Consider the following 19,060-nt stretch of genomic DNA (forward strand, 5'->3'; position numbering starts at 1 on the left):
CATCCGACGCCCATGGCCGTCATGAATCTGGCCAATGCGCTCGAAATTCACCCGGCGATTGTCGCGGGCAGGGTCCGATACGAACAGCAGAACTACCGCCTGCTGTCTCAATTCGTCGGCACCGGCGAAGTCCGACGGCAGCTCGGCATGGCCGCATGAGGCAGCGGTTTGATGATTGAAGCAACGATACACGGGGTGCGGCGTGCCACTGACGAATACCTGGTCGTTCATCTGTGCGATGGTCGGGCGTCGGATGTTGTTGTTTTCGGAGATGGATCTGTCTCCCGTTGGCTGCTGATCGGAACGGGAGACCGATGCCCGGCGCGGGAGCCTGCGGCGAGAGACCTGTAGGGCCTAACGGATTGCTGCAATTAAGGAAATCGCCCGCTGCACCGGGCCGGGGACGTCTCGCTCAGGGCACCCAGGGTGCGTGGGGTGTGAGAACGGACAGCCGCGGAGACCCGCAAAGTCGTTTGCACCCCCGCCGTTTTTTGGTACAGTGCGCGCTTACGAATCGGTTGGGCCGGTGGGGGAGGGCGGCGGCTGCGCGATATGGCGACACTGCTCGAAATCAAGAATCTCCACACTTCCTTCGTCACCACGGACGGTGAGTTCCCGGCGGTGGACGGGCTGAATCTCACCATCGAGGCGGGCAAGACGCTGGGGCTCGTGGGCGAGTCGGGCTGTGGCAAGAGCGTCACGGCGCTCTCCATCATGCGCTTGATTCCGTCCCCGCCCGGTAGAGTGGCCGAGGGTGAGGTCCTTTACCGCGGGAGCGATCTCCTCAAGCTGTCGGACGAGAAGATGCGGCAGATCCGCGGCAACGAGATCTCCATGGTGTTTCAGGAGCCCATGACCTCGCTGAACCCGGTGTTCACCGTCGGCGACCAGATCATGGAGGCCATCCGCCTGCACCAGAAGGTGAACAAGCGGGAGGCGCGCGAGAAGGCCGTGGAGATGCTACGGCTGGTGAAGATCGCCGACCCCTCCTCGCGAGTCAACGACTACCCGCACCAGATGAGCGGCGGCATGCGCCAGCGCGTGATGATCGCCATGGCGCTGTCGTGCAACCCCAGCCTGCTCATCGCCGACGAGCCCACCACCGCGCTGGACGTCACCATCCAGGCGCAGATCCTGGACCTGATGGGCGAGTTGCAAGACGAGCTCGGCATGGCGCTGCTGCTGATTACCCACGACCTCGGCGTGGTGGCGGAGCAGGCCGACGAGGTAGCCATCATGTACGCCGGCCGCATGGTCGAGCGCGCCAAGCCCGAGGTGATCTTCAGCAAGCCGCAGCATCCGTACACCATCGGGCTGCTGAACTCGCTGCCCAGCAGCGCCAGCAAGCGCCGCCTGGACGCCATTCCCGGGGTCGTGCCGAGCCCGCTGGACCTCCCCAGCGGATGCCGCTTCCGCGACCGCTGCTTCAAGGCGTCGGGGATCTGCGCCGAGCACGAGCCCGTGCTCGAGGAGAAAGGGCGCAACCAGTGGGTGGCTTGCTACCGGACCAACTGAACCGGAAGGCCGGCGCAACGCCCGCGACAGGACGTGAAATCCCATGAGCTTGCTGGAAATCAGGAACCTCAAGAAGTACTTCCCGGTGGCGGACGGATTGCTCTCCCGGCGCAAGGGGGACGTCAAGGCCGTGGACGGCGTCAGCCTCACGGTGGAGGACGGTGAGACTCTCGGCGTGGTGGGAGAGTCCGGCTGCGGCAAGTCGACGCTGGGGCGCACGATCCTGCGCCTGATCGAGCCCACCGAGGGCGAGATCCTGTTCGAGAACAAGGACATCATGCGGGTCTCCAACGCGGAGATGCGCGACCTGCGCCGGCGCATGCAGATCATCTTCCAGGACCCCTACGCCTCCCTCAACCCGCGCATGCGCGTGGGCGAGATCATCGGCGAGGGCCTCAAGATCCACAAGATGGCCACCGGCAGCGGCCGCAGGGAACACGTGATGGGGCTGCTCGCCAAGGTGGGGTTGCGGGAGGACCACTACGACCGCTATCCGCACGAGTTCAGCGGCGGCCAGCGGCAACGCATCGGCATCGCCCGGGCCCTGGCGGTGTCGCCCAAGTTCATCGTCGCCGACGAGCCGGTGTCGTCGCTGGACGTGTCCATCCAGGCCCAGATCATCAACCTCCTGCAGGAGTTGCAGGAGAGCATGAGCCTCACGTTCTTCTTCATCTCCCACGACCTCCGGGTGGTGGAGCACGTGAGCCATCGGGTGGCGATCATGTACCTGGGCAAGGTGGTGGAGATCGCGCCCAGCGACGCCATCTACAAGGACGCGCGCCATCCCTACACGCGCGCGCTGCTGTCCGCGGTGCCCATGCCGGATCCCAACCCCAAGAAGGACCGCATGGTGCTGGAGGGCGACGTGCCCAGCCCCGTCAATCCGCCTACGGGCTGCAACTTTCACCCGCGCTGTCCGTTCCGCGAGCAGATCTGCACCGAGGTGGAGCCGGAGCTGGAGTTTGCCCACGGCGGGCACGGCACCGCCTGTCACGTCTTCGGATCCGGCAAGCGCGCGTGGCCGAATCCGCCGCGGGTGTCCTGAGGTTCCGCCACGGTTGGCTGAAATCCACGGGCGGGCGGAGGTTCCTCGGCTCGCCCGGAGCTTTTTCAGAGAAAGCTTTATCAGAACAACATTCTTCAGAGGTGCAGTCAGATGGCAGATGACAACGGCTCCGTGCCCATGACGCCGCGTGGACATCAGCAATTGCTGGAGGATCTCCAGCGCCTCAAGTCGGTTGAACGTCCCAAGAACGTCCGCGACATCGAGGAGGCCCGCGCCCACGGCGACCTGTCGGAGAACGCCGAGTATCACGCCGCCAAGGACCGCCAGTCCCTGCTCGACGTCCAGATCCGCGAACTTGAGGACAAGATCGTGCGCGCGCAGGTGATCGACATTTCCAAGCTTTCCGGCGACAAGATCGTGTTCGGCGCCACCGTCAAGCTGGTGGACGACGACACCGATGAGGACGTCGTCTACCAGATCGTGGGCGAGCACGAGTCCGAGCCCAGGGAGGGAAGGATCTCCCTGGGGTCTCCGGTGGCGCGGTCGCTGATCGGACGGCGCGTGGGCGACCTGGTGGAGGTGCGCACGCCCGCGGGCGTGCGGAACTTCGAGGTCCTGGACGTCTCCTTCATCGAATAGGTTCGCGTTTGTAGGGAGTTGTGCCGCCGGCCTCGCGGCCTTGGCGCTGCTCCTCGCCGTTCCCGCGCAGGCCCAGGTCTCGATTCGTGCCGAGCCGGGGTTCGGCGGCATTTTTCGTCTGGGCGAACCGTTGCCGGTGCGCATCGAATTGGTGAACTCCGGCGCGGCGGTGCGCGGCGTGCTGGAGGTGGTGGAGGCCCGCGGCGGTCCCACCCGCGGGATGGAACCCTACTCCTTCATCCAGCAGCGCGACCTCTTCCTATCCGCCCACGCCCGCAAGGTCCTGTTCGTCACCGTCGACCCGGACACGGTGGCGCAGCCGCTGGTACTGCGCTTCACGGGCGGCGGACAGAGTCACGAGACCGCCGTCACGCTCCGCGGGCGCTTCACCGGTCAGCCGCTGGTGCTGCTGCTGACCCGGAGCAACGTCGCCCCGGCGATTCCCCTTCCCTACGAGACCCCCGTTCCCGTCGTGTCCCTGCCTTTGAGCGATCTGCCCGAGGAAGCCCGCGCCTACGGCGGGGTGTGGAGCATCGTGCTCTACGAGCAGTCCCTGCGCGGCATGTCGCGCCGTCAGCGCGCCGCGCTGGAACGGTGGCTTTCGTCGGGCGGAACCCTGGCGGTGTTGGGCGGGGCGCATTTCGCCCTGTACCGTGACCGCGCCACCGCGCCGCTGCTCCCGGTGGCGGTCCGCGGGGTAAAACGCGTGGACGCGCTGCCCGAGCTGTCCGAGCAGTTCGGCGGCACGCTCGCGGACCTTCTCGTTCAGGATACGGTAGTGGGTGCCGGCAGCACGGTGCTCCTGGAAGAACGGGGCACGCCCATCCTGGTGCGGCGGGATCACGGCGCCGGCCGGGTGGTCTACCTGGCGCTGGACGTGGGCCGTCCGCCCGTGTCGGACTGGACGGGCCTTCCGGCGCTCTTCGGCGAGGTGCTGGGGAAACCGCCGGCGAGGGGTACGGACCCGTGGAGCGCGTGGAATCGGGAGGTGTTCACCGTCCTGCTCCAGGACTTCGGCTTTTCCAGTCTGCGCTCTCCGGTGCTGACGCTGCTGCTGGCGCTGGCGCTCTACATCGGCTCGCTGCTGCTGTGGTTCCGCTACTGGAAGAACGGCGCTCCCGCCGGCTACCGGCTCGCGCTGGTGCCCGCGGCATTGGTGGCGGCATCGGCGTTGGGCGGCTACTGGTACTTCGATCGGGGCGGCCACGTGCCCGACGGCATCCTGATCTCGTCGACCGTAGTGGACGGCAGTCCGTGGTCCGACGTGGCACCGGTGCATGCCAACGTGGGCCTGTTCGCCACCCGGCACAAGGACTTCTCCTTCAGCCTCAGGGACGGGTGGAGCCAGTTCGATCTCGTGCCGTCGCCCAGCCGGGATGACGTGGGGGCGTCGCTCGTGCTGCGGCAGGGGCGCCCCCACGGACGGGTCCATGTCCCGCTCACGGAATGGAACTCGGCGCTGTTCAAGCTGCGCTCCCTGGAGCCCTCGCCGGTGGGCATCGACTGGCAGCACACCGCGGATACCTACCGGATCGGCATCGCCAACCGCGGCTCCGGCACGTTCACGGATTGCTGGCTCGTGGTGGGTGGACGCGGCTACAAGCTCGGCGACGTGCCGCCCGGCGGCGTGCTGCGGCGGGAGGGTTCCGCGGTGCCGAAAGGCGAAGGGGAGGACGAGAGTCAACCGCGCGACGTGAGTTTCGACGACGAAGCGCGGGGGCTCCTGCTGCGCTACTCGGTGTTCCCGGACGGCGAGGCCGACGACCCCAAGGCGGCCTTCGTGATCGGCTGGATCGGCGGCGACGAACCGGCGCTCCAGGTGGACGACGCGCGGGTCTCGGCGCATCACTTCAAGATCTTTCGCGTCGCCCTCCCCGTGGGAGCCGAGGAGGAGGACCTGTGAGGCCCTGGAGCAATCCGGTGTTTCGCGAGGCCGTGACGGTGTACTGGGTGGACGGGCAGGCCTACGTCACGTACCTGTTCTACCTGGTCATCCTGGGGGCGCTGCAGCTTCTGGCGCTCGTGCTCCCCTCCGGGGAGGCCCGCTTCTGGATCGGCCCCGCCTTCCTGTTCAAGTTTTCCACGGTGGCCTCGCTGCTGCTCATCGTCTACCTGACCCTGCGCTTCGCCGGGCTGGAGTTCCTGGCCTGGCGCTTCTCGCCGCTGCGCCATTGGCTCGATGAGGAACGGCTGAGCATCACCACGGTGGCGTGCGGCCTGCTGTCCATTCTGCTGGTCCATTCGCTGATCCTGCTGCTCCTCGCCGCGCCGCTGCTGGTGTGGTCGGGGGCCGTCGCGCGCGCTCCCTTGATGGACATGGCCTCCACCGTGCCCATGCTGTTCCTCTACGCCGTGGGCTACGGCATCTGGGGCCTCGTGGGGCTGGCTTTCTGGGAGCGCAAGGCGGATACTCGCCGGGTCTTCATCCGCTGGATCTTCGTCTGCTTCTTCCTGATCTCCGGCGCCTTCGGCGCATGGGCCCAGACGTTGAACCCGGTGGCGTTTCTGCTCTATCATCTCGGCACCCTGGAGATCGTGGCCGCGCCGGTGCGCTGGGGTGTGTTGTGGACCCCTTCGCTGATTCACTGGAGCTTCCAGGGCGTGGTGTTCGCGGCGGCGCTGGCGCTCCTGGCCTGGGGGCTCAGGCGAGTGCAGAGAGGTTACAATTGACCGAACCCGAATCCCTGCTGCGCGACAAGCTCGCCGAACTGCGCCGGTGGGAGCGGCGCAAGCGGCGCGAGCGCCTGTTGTGGGAGAGCCTCTTCTACGCGGCGCTGGCGGCCGCGGCGGTGGTGGCGGCGCGCGCGCTCATGGCGGTGGACGCCGCCCTGTTGTGGCTTGCGCCGGCGGTCTTCGCCGCGGCGGCCGCGGCGGTGTTCCTGTTGCGCCCGTGGCGCGAGCGCGCGTTCCTGGGCTCGCTCAAGCGGGTGGACGATCGCCTGGAGCTCAGGGAGCGGGTGCTGACGGCGTGGGACATCCTGTCCCGTTCCCGCGAGCGGGCGGAAGGAGGCCGCCGTCCGGAGGAAGAGCTGGTGGTGGAGGAAGCGGCCGAGAAGCTGGCACGGGTGGCCGTGCCGCCGCTGCTGCCGCGCCGGCGCTCCTGGCACGCCTGGGCCGGCGCGTTCCTGGTGGTGCTGGCGGGGGCGGGGCTGTGGCTGCCGCCGGGAGGTGCTCCCGAGGCGGTGTCGGCCGTGTCGCGCATGGCCGAGACGCTGCGGGAACACGCCCGGGAGCTGGAGGAGCGGGCGCGCGCGCAGGATCTGGCGGAGAGCCGGCGCATGGCCGAGGCGCTGCGCGAGATGGCCGAAAGGCAGCTCGACGATCCCGCGGACGACAAGACCGGCATCGAGGCCGCGGTGGGGGCCATGGTGGAGGTGCTGGAGGACATGACCCGCTCGTGGCCCACCGAGGCGGGCCTGGAGTGGCCGGTGCTGTCCGACGCGGCCCTGGAGAAACTGCGGGAGCAGCTCCAACGCTCGCGGACGCGGGAGATGGACGGTCCTCTGGGAAAGAGCCGGGGCGAGATGCTGGAATCCCTGGGACTCTCGTCGCTGGACCGCCAGCCCGGGAACTCCTCGGAGATGAGCCAGGAGGAGATTCGCGAGTTCCTCGACCGCGTGGAGCGGGAGGCCCGGCAAGAGCAGGACCGGCGCGAGATGGCGTCCACGCAGCAGTTCCTCACCGAGCTGTTGCCGGGGGATGCGCCGGGCGAATCCCTCGCCGAGGCGGCGCGGCCCGGCGGTCCCAAGAGTGAGATGGACGAATCGCCGCCGGCCGGGCGGCAACCGGGCAACGAGCCCGGCAAGGGCGGGCAGGAACCCTACGACCCCGCCTTCCAGGCGCGGGTGCGCACGCACCTGCAAGGGCTCCTGGGGCAGGGGCCGAGCCGGGGGTTCGGCTTCCGCGGTGAGGCGCGTCCGGGCGAGAGCACGGTGACGGAAGAGGCGGTGGTGGTGCGCTATCAACGGCAGGTGGAGGCGGAGCTGTCGTCCGCCGAGATTCCCGCCGAGTTCAAGGAAACCATCAAGAACTATTTCCTGTCCCTGGGAGTGACCGGGAGACCTTAGTCGGAAGCACCCGCGCCGCGGCAAGGCACGGACGTGGAAGCGGATCCCGTCCGCCCGAGTCCGTGCCGTGCCGCGTCCGCGACGGGCTCCGGAAAGCGATGTAACCGTGACACTGGAAGCAACCACCGAGGAAACGACGACCGAGGATGTGCGCACCCGCATGCGCGACGCCCAGCGGGCGTTCGAGGAAGTCAAGAGCGAGATGCACAAGGCGGTGGTGGGCCACGAGGAGCTCATCGAGGGCATCTTCATCGCGCTGGTGTGCGGCGGACACTGTCTGCTGGAGGGGGTGCCGGGCCTGGGCAAGACCCTGATCGTGCGCTCGCTGGGGGAACTCATGGACCTGAGCTTCTCGCGCATCCAGTTCACCCCCGACCTCATGCCCGCGGACATCACCGGCACCAACGTGGTCAACGAGGACGCCTCGGGGCGCAAGGTGTTCGTGTTCGAGGCGGGTCCGGTGTTCGCCAACATCGTGCTGGCGGACGAGATCAACCGGGCCACGCCCAAGACCCAGTCGGCGCTGCTGGAGGCGATGCAGGACCAGAGCGTCACCGCGGGCGGCACGCTCCACGCCATCCCCAGCCCGTTCATGGTCCTGGCCACCCAGAACCCCATCGAGATGGAGGGGACCTACCCGCTGCCGGAGGCGCAGGTGGACCGTTTCTTCTTCAAGCTCATCGTCCGTTATCCCTCGTACGACGACTTGGCGCGCATCGCCGACCTCACCACCGCCGCGGCCTCCGGGGCGCTCGCCAAGGTGCTGGCGGCGGAGTCCGTGCTGGAGATGCGCGCGGCGGTGCGGGCGGTGCCGCTGGCCGCCGCGGTGCGCGACTACGCGGTGCGCCTGGTGATGGCGACCCATTCCGAGACCGAGCACAGCACCGAGCTGGCGCGCCAGTACGTGCAGTACGGCGCCAGTCCCCGCGGCCTCCAGGCGGTCATCCTGGCGGCCAAGGCGCGCGCGCTGCTCTCCGGGCGTCCCAACGTCTCGTTCGAGGACATCCGCCGCGACCTGATGCCGAGCCTGCGCCACCGGCTGCTGCTCAACCTGGCGGCGGAGGCCTCGGGCATCGCGCCGGAAGCGGTGCTGGACGAGGTGGTGGCGCGGGTGCCGGAGGTGCAGGCCTGATGGCCGAGGCCGAGGCGCACCGCTTCCTCGAGCCCGACTTCCTGGCGCGGCTGGACAAGCTGCGCCTGGTGGCCAAGCGCCTGAGCTGGGGCGTGGCCCGGGGCGAGCACCCGACCATCCGCAAGGGATACAGCCTCGAGTTCTCGGACTTCCGCAAGTACAGCCACGGCGACGACCTGCGCTACGTGGACTGGAACGTCTACGGGCGCCTGGAGCGGCTGCTGCTCAAGGTGTTCACGGCCGAGGAGGAGATCACCGTGTATCTCCTGCTGGACGCCAGTCTTTCCATGGCCCAGGGAGACCCCGCCAAGCTGGAGTTCGCCAAGAACGTGGCCGCGGCCCTGGGCTACATCGGCCTCAAGACCCACGACCGGGTGGGGGCCATGGGCTTTGCCGGGGACGTGGGGGTGCAGTTGCCGCCGGCGCGCACCCGGGGCCAGATCCTCTCGCTGTTCAACTTCCTGGAGGAACTGCCTCCCGCGGGCCGCACCGACCTGGAGGCGTCGATGAAGACCTTCACCCGGCTCTATCCGCGGCCCGGGCTGGTGGTGCTGTTCAGCGACCTGCTGGATGTCGCCGGCTGCCGCGCCGGGCTGGAGGAGCTGGCGCGGAAGCGGCACGACGTCCTTCTGGTGCACGTCTTGGGGGAGGGCGAGAACCGCCTGGACCCCGACGGCGACGTGTCCCTCGTGGACGTGGAGAGCGACCGGGAACGGCGGGTGTTCCTCGACGGCGACCTGGCCGAGCGCTTCCACAGGGAGGTGGAGGCGTACTTCGACGGCACCCGGCGTTTCTGCGAGAGCCAGGCCATGGACTACCGCCGCACCACCAGCGACGTCCCCTTCGACGACTTCGTCCTGCGTTACCTGACCCAGGACAGACGGCCCGGATAACGCCGTGCTCTGGCTCTTCCCCACCGCCTTCTTCATCCTCCTGGGAGCGGTACCCCTCATCCTGCTGCTCAACAGCCTGCGGCCCAGGGGACCGCGCGTTCCCGTGACCGCGTTGTTCCTCCTGGAGAAGGTCTTGCGGGAACGCCCCATGGGCCGCCGCCTGGGCTGGCTCTGGCACCGCAACCTGCCGTTGATCCTGCAGTTGCTGGCGGCGCTGGCGGTCATCACCGCGCTGGCGGGGCCCGCGCTCCTGGGCGTGGGCACCGGCGCCCGCGACTGGGTCGTGGTGATGGACCAGAGCGCCAGCATGAAGGCCGCCGGCGCGTCCGGCGTGCGCTTCGACGCCGCCCGGGAGGAGTTGCTCCGGCGCATCGACGGGCTCGGCTCCAACGATCGCATGATGATCATCGGGGCGGCGGCCGAACCCGTGGTGGTGCAGCCCTTCACGCGGGACCGCGCGCGGCTGCGGCGGACCGCCGCGGCGCTCCACGCCACCGACGCGGAGGCGCCGGTAAAGGAGGCGGTGCTGCTGGCGCACACCTTCCTCAAGCGCCAGGGACCGCACCGGGTGGTGGTGCTCACCGACGCCGCCTTCAAGGGCATCGATGAGTTGCCGTGGGCGGCATCCTATCTGGAGTTGGTGCGGGTGGAGGGCGGCGCCGACAACGTCGGCATCCTGGGGTTCCAGTTCCGCCGGGTACCCGGCGAGGCCGACGAATACGAGGCCATGGTGCTGGTGCAGAACTTCACCGAGCGGCCGGTGAATGCGCCGCTGGTGGTCACCGTGGCCGACCGCGTGGTCACGCGCACGCTGCTGTCCCTCGGTCCGTCCGCCCGCGAGGTGCTCATCTACGGTGTCCCGGGGCCCCTGCGCGGGCGCGCCACCGCCCTGCTGGCCATCGACGACGACCTCCAGACCGACAACCGCGCGTATCTGTCCTTCCCGGACGAGCGCCCCACGCGGGTGCTCTACGTGGGGCCCGGCAATCCGTACCTGGAACGGCTGCTGCGCTATTTCCCCCACGTGACCCTGGCGCGCATCGACCGCATCCCGGAGGACCGGGTCACCGAGCAGGTGGCGGCCTACGACGTGGTGATGCTCGACCGGGTGCCGGCGCCGCCCCTCGAGCGCGGCAACTTCATCCTGATGGGCACGGTGCCGGAAGGGCTCGACCTGCGCGTGGCCGGGGTGACCGCGCGCCCGGTCCTGGCCTCGGCCGATTCCGCGCACCCGCTGACGGCGGGCGTGCGCCTCGACGGGCTGGTGGTGCGCGACGCCCTGACCCTCGTGCCGGAAGGCGGCGTGACCCTCGCGGGGTCCGAGAGCGGTCCGCTGATCCATGCGGTGGAGAAGGGCGACCTCAAGGCGCTGGTCTTCGCCTTCGACCTCACCCGGTCGGACCTTCCGTTCCGGGTGTCGTTCCCGTTGCTGGTGCGCAACGCCTTCTCCTGGTTCCGGCCCGCGTCCCGGGAGTTCCCCGCCAGCCAGGTGGCCGCGGGCCTGCCGTTCGTGGCCGACGTGGGCGTGGACGAGGAGCAACTGGTGTTCGTGAGCCCGTCGGGCGAGACCGTCCCCGTGCAAACCCGGGAGCGCATCGGCACCTACGGCGACACCGAGGAGGTGGGTTTCTACCAGTTCCGCGGGACGCGCGGGGACGGCGAGTTCGCCGTGAATTTGTTCAGCGAGGAGGAGTCACGCATCCGGCCGTCGTACCAGGCGGAGCCCGCGGAAGCAGCGCCGCCGGCGGCCGAGAGCGCCCCAGGCACGCGCTTCGACCTCTGGCCGGTGTTGATCGTGGTGGCCCTGGCGCTGCTCCTGGCGGAGTGCGTGGTGGTCTGCCGCACGCGCCGGTCGCTGCTGCCGCTGTGGCTGCGGATACCCGCGGCGGCGGTGCTGGTGCTGGCCCTGGTGAACCCGCGCATGCTGGCGGAAGAGCCCGAGCTGGACGTGGTCATGGCCGTGGACCTCTCCCACAGCGTCGGGGAGGAGGCGCGCGCGCGCGCCGCGGAGGTGCTGGAGCAAGCGCAGAGCCTGGTGAATCCCAAGGTGCGCCTGGGCCTGTTCTCCTTCGCGCGGCGCCCCCAGTGGGAGTTTCTGCCCACCGACGAGCTCCCGGTGAGCGAGCTGCCGCCCCCGCCCGAACGCGACGCCACCGACCTGGCGGCGGCCATTCAAGGCGCCCTGGGGGAGTTGAGCGAGGGGCGCGAGAGCCGCATCGTGCTCATCTCCGACGCCAACGAGAACCGCGGCTCGGTGGAACGGGTGCTCCCTATGCTGCGTTCCCACGGGGTGGCCGTGTGGCCGTATCCTGTGAGCCTGGCGGAGGGCCGGAACGAGGTCTACCTGTCCGAGTTCTCCGTTCCCTCGGTGGTGGACAGCGGCGAGACCTTCGAGATCAAGGCCGCCCTCACCAGCGCGGGGGCGTCGTCCGCGGACATCTCCCTGCTGCGCGACGGGCGCGTGATCCGCTCCACGCGCAGGGAGCTGGCCCCTGGTGCCAACTGGCTCAGCTTCACCGACAGCGTGGATCAGCGCGGCACCCACACCTATGAGCTGATGGTGGAGGCCGACACGGACGTGCTGGCCGAGAACAACCTCCTGCAGGGCATCGTCAGCGTCAAGGGACCCTCCCGCATCCTCTACCTGCACGGCCCGGACGCGGCGCGGCGCTTGATGGCCGAGGCGCTCCAGGTCCAGGGTTACGAGGTGGTGGAGAAGACCCCGGCGCGGGCCAACCTCACCCTGCCCGAGCTGTCGGGCTTCGACCTGCTGGTGCTGGACAACGTCCCCGCCTACCAGCTCTCGCAGGTGAAGATGGAGCGCATCGAGCGCTTCGTGCGCGATCTCGGCGGCGGGCTCATCGTGCTCGGCGGCACCCGCAGCTACGGCGCCGGCGGCTACTACCGCACGCCGCTGGAGCAGACGCTGCCGGTGGAGATGCGTCCGCCGGTGCGCATGGAGCTGCCCCACGTGGCGCTGCTCTTCGTGGTGGACAAATCCGGCAGCATGGGCGGCGGCCCCTTCGGCACCACCAAGTTGGACCTGGCCAAGGCCGCCACCATGGCGTCGGCCGAGCTTCTCAACCCCACCGACGAGGTGGGCATCCTGGCGTTCGACTCCAACTGGGAGTGGGCGGTGCCGTTCCGCCAGGCCGGGGGCGGCGAGAGCATCGCCGAGGACGTCGCGGCGCTCACCTCCGACGGCGGCACCGACCTCCTCAAGGCCATGGTGGAAGGCCATCGCGCCCTCGCCGCCGAGGAGGCCGCCATCAAGCACGTGCTGGTGCTGTCCGACGGGCTCACCGAAAAGGCGGACCTGGTGGAACAGGTGACCCGCATGGCCGGGGACCGCATCACGGTCTCGACGGTCTCCATCGGCGGCGACGCCGACCGGCGGCTCATGACGCGGCTCGCCCAGGGCGGCCAGGGGCGCAGCTACGCCACCGTGGACCCGCGCACGATCCCGCAGATCTTCACCACCGAGACGCTGCTCATCTCGCGGGACCTGCTGGTGGAGAAGGTCGTGACGCCGGTGGCACTGGGGGTTTCGGGGCCCATGCGCGGGCTGACGGAGCAGCCCCTGCCGCAAATTCTGGGCTACGTCCTGACCCACGTGAAGCCCGGCGCGGAAGTCCATTTGCGTGTCGGCGAGGACCCGCTGCTGGTTTCCTGGCGCTACGGCCTGGGCCAGGTGTACGCCTTCACCTCGGATGTCTCGGGCCGCTGGGGGCGCCACTGGGTGCAGTGGCCGGCGTTCTCCAGATGGTCCGCGCAGATGGCCCGGCTGGCGGTGAGGAACGTCTCCGACCACCGGCTGCGCACGGACTTCGTGCGCGAGGGCGAGTCCATGAGCGCGGTGGTGGACATGTTCTCGGCCTCGGGAAGGCCCGTGAACCACCTGAAGCTCCAGGGATTGCTGACCCGCGCGGACGAGACCCTGCAGGAGGAGACCTTCCGGCAGGTGGCGCCGGGCCGCTACCAGACCCGCTTCGCCACCCCCAGCCGGGGCATCAACCTGCTCACCGTCCAGCATCCCGCTGTCGGGGTCCCCGGCCTGCCCATGGGTTCCGCTGCGTCGGCCCTCGTCGCCGGCGCTGTCCCCGCGTCCGCCGCGGTGGACGCCGTCGCCTTCACCGTCCCGTTCATCGTGCCGTTCTCGCAGGAGTACCGCGAGATGGACGCCAACCACGAATTGCTGGAGCGCCTGGCCCGGGAGACCGGCGGCAAGGTGCTACGGCGGGACACGTTGACGGAGGACATCGGGCGGCTCTTCACCGCCGATCCCGAAGCCGCCGGGTCGGTGCGGGGCATCTGGTGGGCGTTGGCCGCCGCCGGCTTGGGCGTCTTCCTGCTGGACCTGGCGTTGCGCGCCTTCCTGCACGTGCGCCGGGCACGGTGACGCCCGCCCTTCCTTCACCTTGCGTTGCCCTCCACCCGTGCCATAATGGCCCGATGGGCGAAAACGAGGCCATGTCAGAGGCGCACGGTGATGCGCCCGTGCCGGCGGATTTCCGATCGGGATTCGTCGCGATCCTGGGGCGTCCCAACGTCGGCAAGTCCACGCTGCTGAACCAGCTCCTGGGGGAGAAGATCGCCATCGTCTCGCCCCGGCCGCAGACCACGCGCAACCGCATCATGGGCATCAAGACGGTGCCGCGGGGTCAGATGTTGTTGTTGGACACGCCGGGCATCCACCGCGCCCGTTCGCTGCTGAACCGGCGCATGGTGGACGTGGCCAAGCGTTCCCTGGGCGACGTGGAGGCGGTCGTGTGGGTAGTGGATGCCCGGGGCGGCATCCGCGGGGACGACGAGGACATCGCCGGGATCCTGGCCGGCAGCCGTCACCCGCTGATGATCGCGCTGAACAAGATCGACGTGGTGGCCAAGGGGCGGCTGCTTCCGGTCATCGCGCGGCTGGCGGAGTTGCTGCCGGAGCGGGAGATCGTGCCCATCAGCGCGCGCACCGGAGAGAACGTGCCGCTGCTGGTGGAGGGGATCCTCGATCGGCTGCCCGCCGGGCCGCGGTATTTTCCGGAGGATGAGCTGACCGACCAGACGGAACGCTTCATCGCCGCGGAGATCGTCCGGGAGAAGGTCTTTCTGCGCACCCGGCAGGAAATACCCTACGGAACGGCGGTCTCGGTGCAGCGCTTCGAAGAGAAGAACGACGGCGCCCTCGTAGTCATCGCCGCCACCATCCACACCGAACGGGAAGCCCACAAGCCGATCCTCATCGGCAAGCGCGGCGCGGCGCTCAAGGAGATCGGCAGCGCCGCCCGGGAGGACCTGGAGCGGCTGCTCGGCTGTCGCGTCTACCTGGAGCTCGCGGTCAAAGCCACGCCCGGATGGAGCCGGGATCCCCGGAGCCTGGCGGCCTTCGGGCTGTAGGGGACGGGAGCATTCATGAACATCAATGCCAGTATTGTCGATCAGAGAGTGGCCGCCATCGTGGACGACTACTCCGAGCAGTTGCCGGGAAACGACCTGAACAGAAAGAAGTCCGCCGCATTCGTGCTTCTGTGCCTGTCAACGTGTCTGGAAACGACTCTTGAAGACAGTCTTGAGTGCCTCACGGATGGTGGAAACGACGCTGGCGTGGATGGACTGTACGTCGGTGACGAGGAAGACGGCGAGTTCATGGTCACGGTGTTCCAGGGCAAGTACAAGATTGAGGATCTGAGTGGGGAAGCGAATTTTCCGGAAAACGACGTCCGAAAAGCCGTGGATACCGTCCAGGTCTTGCTGGATCCCTATCGGAAAGTCACGTTAAATCCCAAATTGGAGCCGAAGATCGAAGAGATTCGCTCCTTGATCCGTGACGGGTATATTCCTCGTGTGCGGTTCTTTCTTTGCAACAACGGCGCTCAATGGCAAACTCAGGCCGACCATTGGATCGACGAGGCGAGGAAGGACTTTGGCGACAAGGTAGATTTCGTACACTTTAATCACGATTCCGTCGTCCGTATCCTGCAAGCCAGCAAAGACGTGGACGCCACTCTGACGCTCAGCGGACTGGCGACCGTAGAGGACCTGAACTTCATGAGGGTCCTGGTCGGACGCGTTTCCGTTCAGGAGATCGGCCGATTGTTCGACGAGTATGGTGACAGGTTGCTGGATCGCAACATCCGGCGTTACCTCGGGCTGCACCACAATCGCGTCAATGCCGCTATCCACGCAACTCTCTGCGATCCAGACAAATCCGACAAATTCTACTTCTACAACAACGGCATCACGGTGGTCTGCGAAAAGTTCGACTACAATGCCTTTCAGAAATCGGACTACAAGGTTCAGCTCCGGAACATGCAGGTGATCAACGACGGCCAGACATGCAGAACAATTCAGGAGACACTCAGGGATAGCTCGTCTGATCGGGTCGGTGAGTCGGCTTTTGTGATGATCAGGATTTACCAGTTGCCGGATACAGGCAAGGAGTTCGTCCAGGACATTACTTATGCGGCCAACAGCCAGAACCCGGTCGATCTCAGGGATTTGCGGTCCAACGATGAAGCTCAGAAGCAGTTGGAGTTGGGCATGAAAGAACTGGGTCTGGAATTCACGTACAAACGCCAGAGGGATGAGGGTGGGGGTGGTTCATCGGTCATCACCAGCACGATTGTCGCGGAAGCGGTACTCGCCATCTGGCGGAAACGACCGCACCAAGCGAAGTTTCGCCGAACGGAACACTTCGGCAAACTGTACGACGACATTTTCGAACATCTCAATGCGGCCCAAGCCCTGCTTGCAGTCTTGATCTTCAGGAGCGTGGAGAACGAAAGAAAACGCCCGACGGCCGTAACGCCAGCGGACTTTTTGCCCTATGCGTCGCACTATATCTCCATGTTGATCGGGAGTAAGCTCTTGATGGATCAGCAAACATCGCTTGATCAAGTCTCGCACCGAAACCTTCCCGCGTTGCTTGAAGTGTTCAAGGAAAACTGCCCCCAATACCACGCGTATGCCATCCAAGCGCTGACGGATGCGTTGAGGGAGTGCTACGGAGAGCGGGATGTCTCTCTTCAGCAATTGTCGGCCACCTTCAGACGCGGTGACCTGATCGAGATGTTGGAACGACACAGCGGCGTGGGCGTCGTTCCATAAAGAAGGTTGAGGATCGCAGGCATCGCCGTCCGGTTTCAGATGCCCGCCGCTGTCCTGCCGGACACTCGACCGTACGATCCTGATGAGGGCGTGCCCTCGGGACACTCCACGATACATGAACACATCCGAAAATCTGCCGGTGGTGGCCATCGTGGGGCGGCCCAATGTGGGCAAGTCCACGCTGTTCAACCGCCTGAGCCGGGCGCGGCGCGCCATCGTGAACGATCAGCCGGGGGTCACCCGCGACCGCAACTACAACGAGGTGTCGTGGCGCCGGCATCGGTTCGTGCTGGTGGACACCGGGGGGATGGAGCCGGACGAGCGCGAGGGGCTCAAGGGGCGCATCCTGCAGCAGACCATGACCGCGGTGAACGAGGCCGATGTCATCGTGTTCCTCCTGGACGGCCGCACCGGGCCCATGCCGCCGGACACGGCCGCGGTGGAGGTGTTGCGGCAGGCCGCCAAGCCCGTGTTCTACGCGGTGAACAAGCTGGACACCGGGCCGCGCGAGAGCGATCTCTACGAGTTCTACCGGCTGGGCGTCGAGCGGCTCTATCCGCTCTCGGCGGAGCACGGGCTCGGGGTCGCGGACCTGATGCAAGAGGTCGTGGACGCCTTGCCCCGGGAAACGGCGGGCGCCCGCGAGGCGGTGGAGTCCCTGGCACTTGCGGTGGTGGGGCGTCCCAACGTGGGCAAGTCCACGCTGGTGAACCGGCTCCTGGGCTACGACCGTTCCCTGGTGGACTCCCAGCCCGGCACCACTAGGGACGCGCTCCAGGCCGACTTCACCTGGAACGGAACGGTTTGCCGCCTCACCGATACCGCGGGCATCCGGCGCAAGGCGCGGGTGGTGGATCCGGTGGAACGCTACAGCGTGAGCCGCGCCCTGCGCTCGGTGGACGGCGGGGACGTGGTCATCCACCTCTTGGACGGGGCCGAAGGAGTGACCGATCAGGACGCCCAGGTGATGTCCTACACGTCGCAGCGGGGCAAGGGGATGGTCCTGGGCATCAACAAGTGGGACCTGCTGGACACGGAGCAGGTGAGTCTGCGCGAATACCGGAATTTCTTGCAACGGCGGCTACCGTTCGCCGACCACGTGCCGATCGTATCTATGTCGGCAATGGAAGGGTCGGGCATGAACAGGCTGATGGACACGGTGATACGGGTGGGCGAGGAACAACGCCGGTGGATCAAGACCCCGTTGCTCAATCGGGTGCTGCGCCGTCTCACCGAGCGCCATTCCGCGCCGCAGCTCCGCGGGCGCCCCGTGAAGGTCTACTACGCCACGCAGACGGACGTGCGCCCGCCGACGTTCACCCTGTTCGTGAACAATCCCCAAGGCTTCGGCGCGAACTACCAGCGCTATCTGGTGAAGGCGCTGCGCGCGGAGCTGGGCCTCGAGCACGCGCCTTTGCGCCTGACGTTCCGGGCGCGCGCGGGCAGGGATGAAGACTAGTGGCCGGTGCGGCGCGTGCCCGCGGCCGGACGCCGGATGAGAGCCGGAGGGACCTCGCCTGGCTTGCGTTCGGCGAAGTTCCGGGCCTTGGGTGCGTGGGGTTCCGGCGCATCGCGGAGGTCTTCGGCGATCCCACGGATGCTTTCTTCGGCGGCCGGAGCAGGTTGCGGGACATTGTCGGGCTGAGCCGGCCGGCGGTGGAAGGACTGCTGGCGTTCTCGGCGTGGGATCGCCTGGCGGAAGAGATGCGCCGGGTGCGCGAAGCCGGGGTGCGGCTGGTGCGGTACACGGACCCGGCCTATCCGGAACGGTTGCGCGCCATACACGATCCGCCCCCGGTGCTCTATGCAAGGGGATCGCCGGAGGCGGTTGGGTACGCTTCGGTGGGCGTCGTGGGCACGCGCGCGCCGAGCGAGTACGGCCGCGAGATGACCCGGCTGCTGTGCCGTGGGTTGGCCGCGGCCGGCATCGTGGTCGTCAGCGGCATGGCCCGGGGTATCGACCGCCACGCCCACGAAGCTGCGTTGGACGGAGGTGGCTGGACCGTGGCGGTGCTGGGCTCGGGAGTGGACGTGCCCTATCCACCAGAGCACCGCGATCTGAGCCGCCGCATCGAAGGTGGCGGCGCGGTGCTCTCTGACTATCCCCTGGGCACGCGCCCGCTGCCGCACCACTTCCCGTCGCGCAACCGGCTCATCAGCGGCCTCGCTCTGGGCGTGGTGGTGGTGGAAGCCACCGAGCGCAGCGGCTCCCTCATCACGGCGCGCTGCGCGCTGGAGCAGGGCCGCGAGGTGTTCGCCGTGCCCGGCCCGGCGCGCGCCAGCCGCAGCCGCGGCCCGCACCGGCTGATCCGGCAGGGAGCCAAGCTGGTGGAGGACGTGAGCGACGTGATCGAGGAAATCGTGCCGCAATTGGCGGCGCAGGCGCGCGATGCTCGGCCGGAAGCGGCGATCGACGCGGGTGATTCCGGCCGCGTCCACGTTCCTCTCGGCGGTGCCTATGGCGCGATCCTGCGCGATCTCGAGGCGGGACCGCTGCATGTGGACGACGTCATGGACCGGACGGACCTTCCAGCGCAGCAGGTCTGTGAGGTTCTTCTGGAGCTGGAGCTTCAGGGCCTGCTCAGGCAGTTGCCGGGAAACAGATATGCTCTGAACACGGCTGTCATCGGCACCACGGGAGCGGCTCGGTGACCCGTTGGTTTCTCGAAATGTCTTACGTTGGTGGTGCCCTTGTGGTATGGATGATCAA

Annotated in this window: 13 protein-coding genes; all 13 read left to right on the plus strand. The window is 67.8% G+C overall.

Features of this window, described 5'->3' with window-relative positions:
• Positions 1–552: 552 nt before the first annotated feature.
• The 13 genes from OXF11_10745 (at position 553) to dprA (ending at position 19,002) form a co-directional block, all read left to right on the plus strand.
• Positions 553–1,515 carry an ABC transporter ATP-binding protein gene (locus tag OXF11_10745; GenBank protein ID MCY4487576.1) on the plus strand — a complete coding sequence of 321 codons (963 nt, stop codon included), beginning with the start codon at positions 553–555 and terminating at the stop codon, positions 1,513–1,515.
• Between the two features lie 43 nt (positions 1,516–1,558).
• Positions 1,559–2,560 carry a dipeptide ABC transporter ATP-binding protein gene (locus tag OXF11_10750; protein MCY4487577.1) on the plus strand — a complete coding sequence of 334 codons (1,002 nt, stop codon included), beginning with the start codon at positions 1,559–1,561 and terminating at the stop codon, positions 2,558–2,560.
• A 111-nt stretch (positions 2,561–2,671) separates the two neighbouring features.
• Positions 2,672–3,160: a transcription elongation factor GreA gene (greA, locus tag OXF11_10755; protein MCY4487578.1), complete on the plus strand. Its 489-nt coding sequence runs from the start codon at positions 2,672–2,674 to the stop codon at positions 3,158–3,160.
• 40 nt (positions 3,161–3,200) lie between these two features.
• Positions 3,201–5,063, plus strand: a complete 1,863-nt coding sequence (locus tag OXF11_10760) for a hypothetical protein (protein ID MCY4487579.1) — start codon at positions 3,201–3,203, stop codon at positions 5,061–5,063.
• Complete coding sequence (locus tag OXF11_10765) at positions 5,060–5,830, plus strand: hypothetical protein (protein MCY4487580.1); 771 nt, start codon at positions 5,060–5,062, stop codon at positions 5,828–5,830. The genes OXF11_10760 and OXF11_10765 overlap by 4 nt, the downstream gene beginning before the upstream one ends.
• A complete protein-coding gene (locus OXF11_10770) occupies positions 5,827–7,227 on the plus strand; it encodes a hypothetical protein (protein ID MCY4487581.1) in 1,401 nt (466 codons plus the stop codon). The genes OXF11_10765 and OXF11_10770 overlap by 4 nt, the downstream gene beginning before the upstream one ends.
• Positions 7,228–7,387: 160 nt before the next feature.
• On the plus strand, positions 7,388–8,359 hold the full coding sequence (locus tag OXF11_10775) for a MoxR family ATPase (protein MCY4487582.1): 972 nt from the start codon (positions 7,388–7,390) through the stop codon (positions 8,357–8,359).
• The gene (locus OXF11_10780) at positions 8,359–9,252 is read left to right on the plus strand and encodes a DUF58 domain-containing protein (GenBank protein ID MCY4487583.1); all 894 of its coding nucleotides are present in this window, start codon (positions 8,359–8,361) and stop codon (positions 9,250–9,252) included. Before OXF11_10775 ends, OXF11_10780 begins: the two co-directional genes overlap by 1 nt.
• Positions 9,253–9,256: 4 nt before the next feature.
• The gene (locus OXF11_10785) at positions 9,257–13,651 is read left to right on the plus strand and encodes a VWA domain-containing protein (protein ID MCY4487584.1); all 4,395 of its coding nucleotides are present in this window, start codon (positions 9,257–9,259) and stop codon (positions 13,649–13,651) included.
• A gap of 53 nt (positions 13,652–13,704) precedes the next feature.
• Positions 13,705–14,640 (plus strand): GTPase Era, encoded by a 936-nt coding sequence (gene era / locus OXF11_10790; protein MCY4487585.1) that lies wholly within the window; start codon positions 13,705–13,707, stop codon positions 14,638–14,640.
• 15 nt (positions 14,641–14,655) lie between these two features.
• Positions 14,656–16,350 carry an AIPR family protein gene (locus tag OXF11_10795; GenBank protein ID MCY4487586.1) on the plus strand — a complete coding sequence of 565 codons (1,695 nt, stop codon included), beginning with the start codon at positions 14,656–14,658 and terminating at the stop codon, positions 16,348–16,350.
• 115 nt (positions 16,351–16,465) lie between these two features.
• Positions 16,466–17,809, plus strand: coding sequence for a ribosome biogenesis GTPase Der (gene der / locus OXF11_10800; GenBank protein MCY4487587.1), 1,344 nt, complete (start codon positions 16,466–16,468; stop codon positions 17,807–17,809).
• The gene (gene dprA, locus OXF11_10805) at positions 17,809–19,002 is read left to right on the plus strand and encodes a DNA-processing protein DprA (protein MCY4487588.1); all 1,194 of its coding nucleotides are present in this window, start codon (positions 17,809–17,811) and stop codon (positions 19,000–19,002) included. The genes der and dprA overlap by 1 nt, the downstream gene beginning before the upstream one ends.
• Positions 19,003–19,060: the final 58 nt, after the last annotated feature.

Source organism: Deltaproteobacteria bacterium, from assembly GCA_026712905.1.
Classification (GTDB): Bacteria; Desulfobacterota; Binatia; order UBA9968; family JAJDTQ01; genus JAJDTQ01.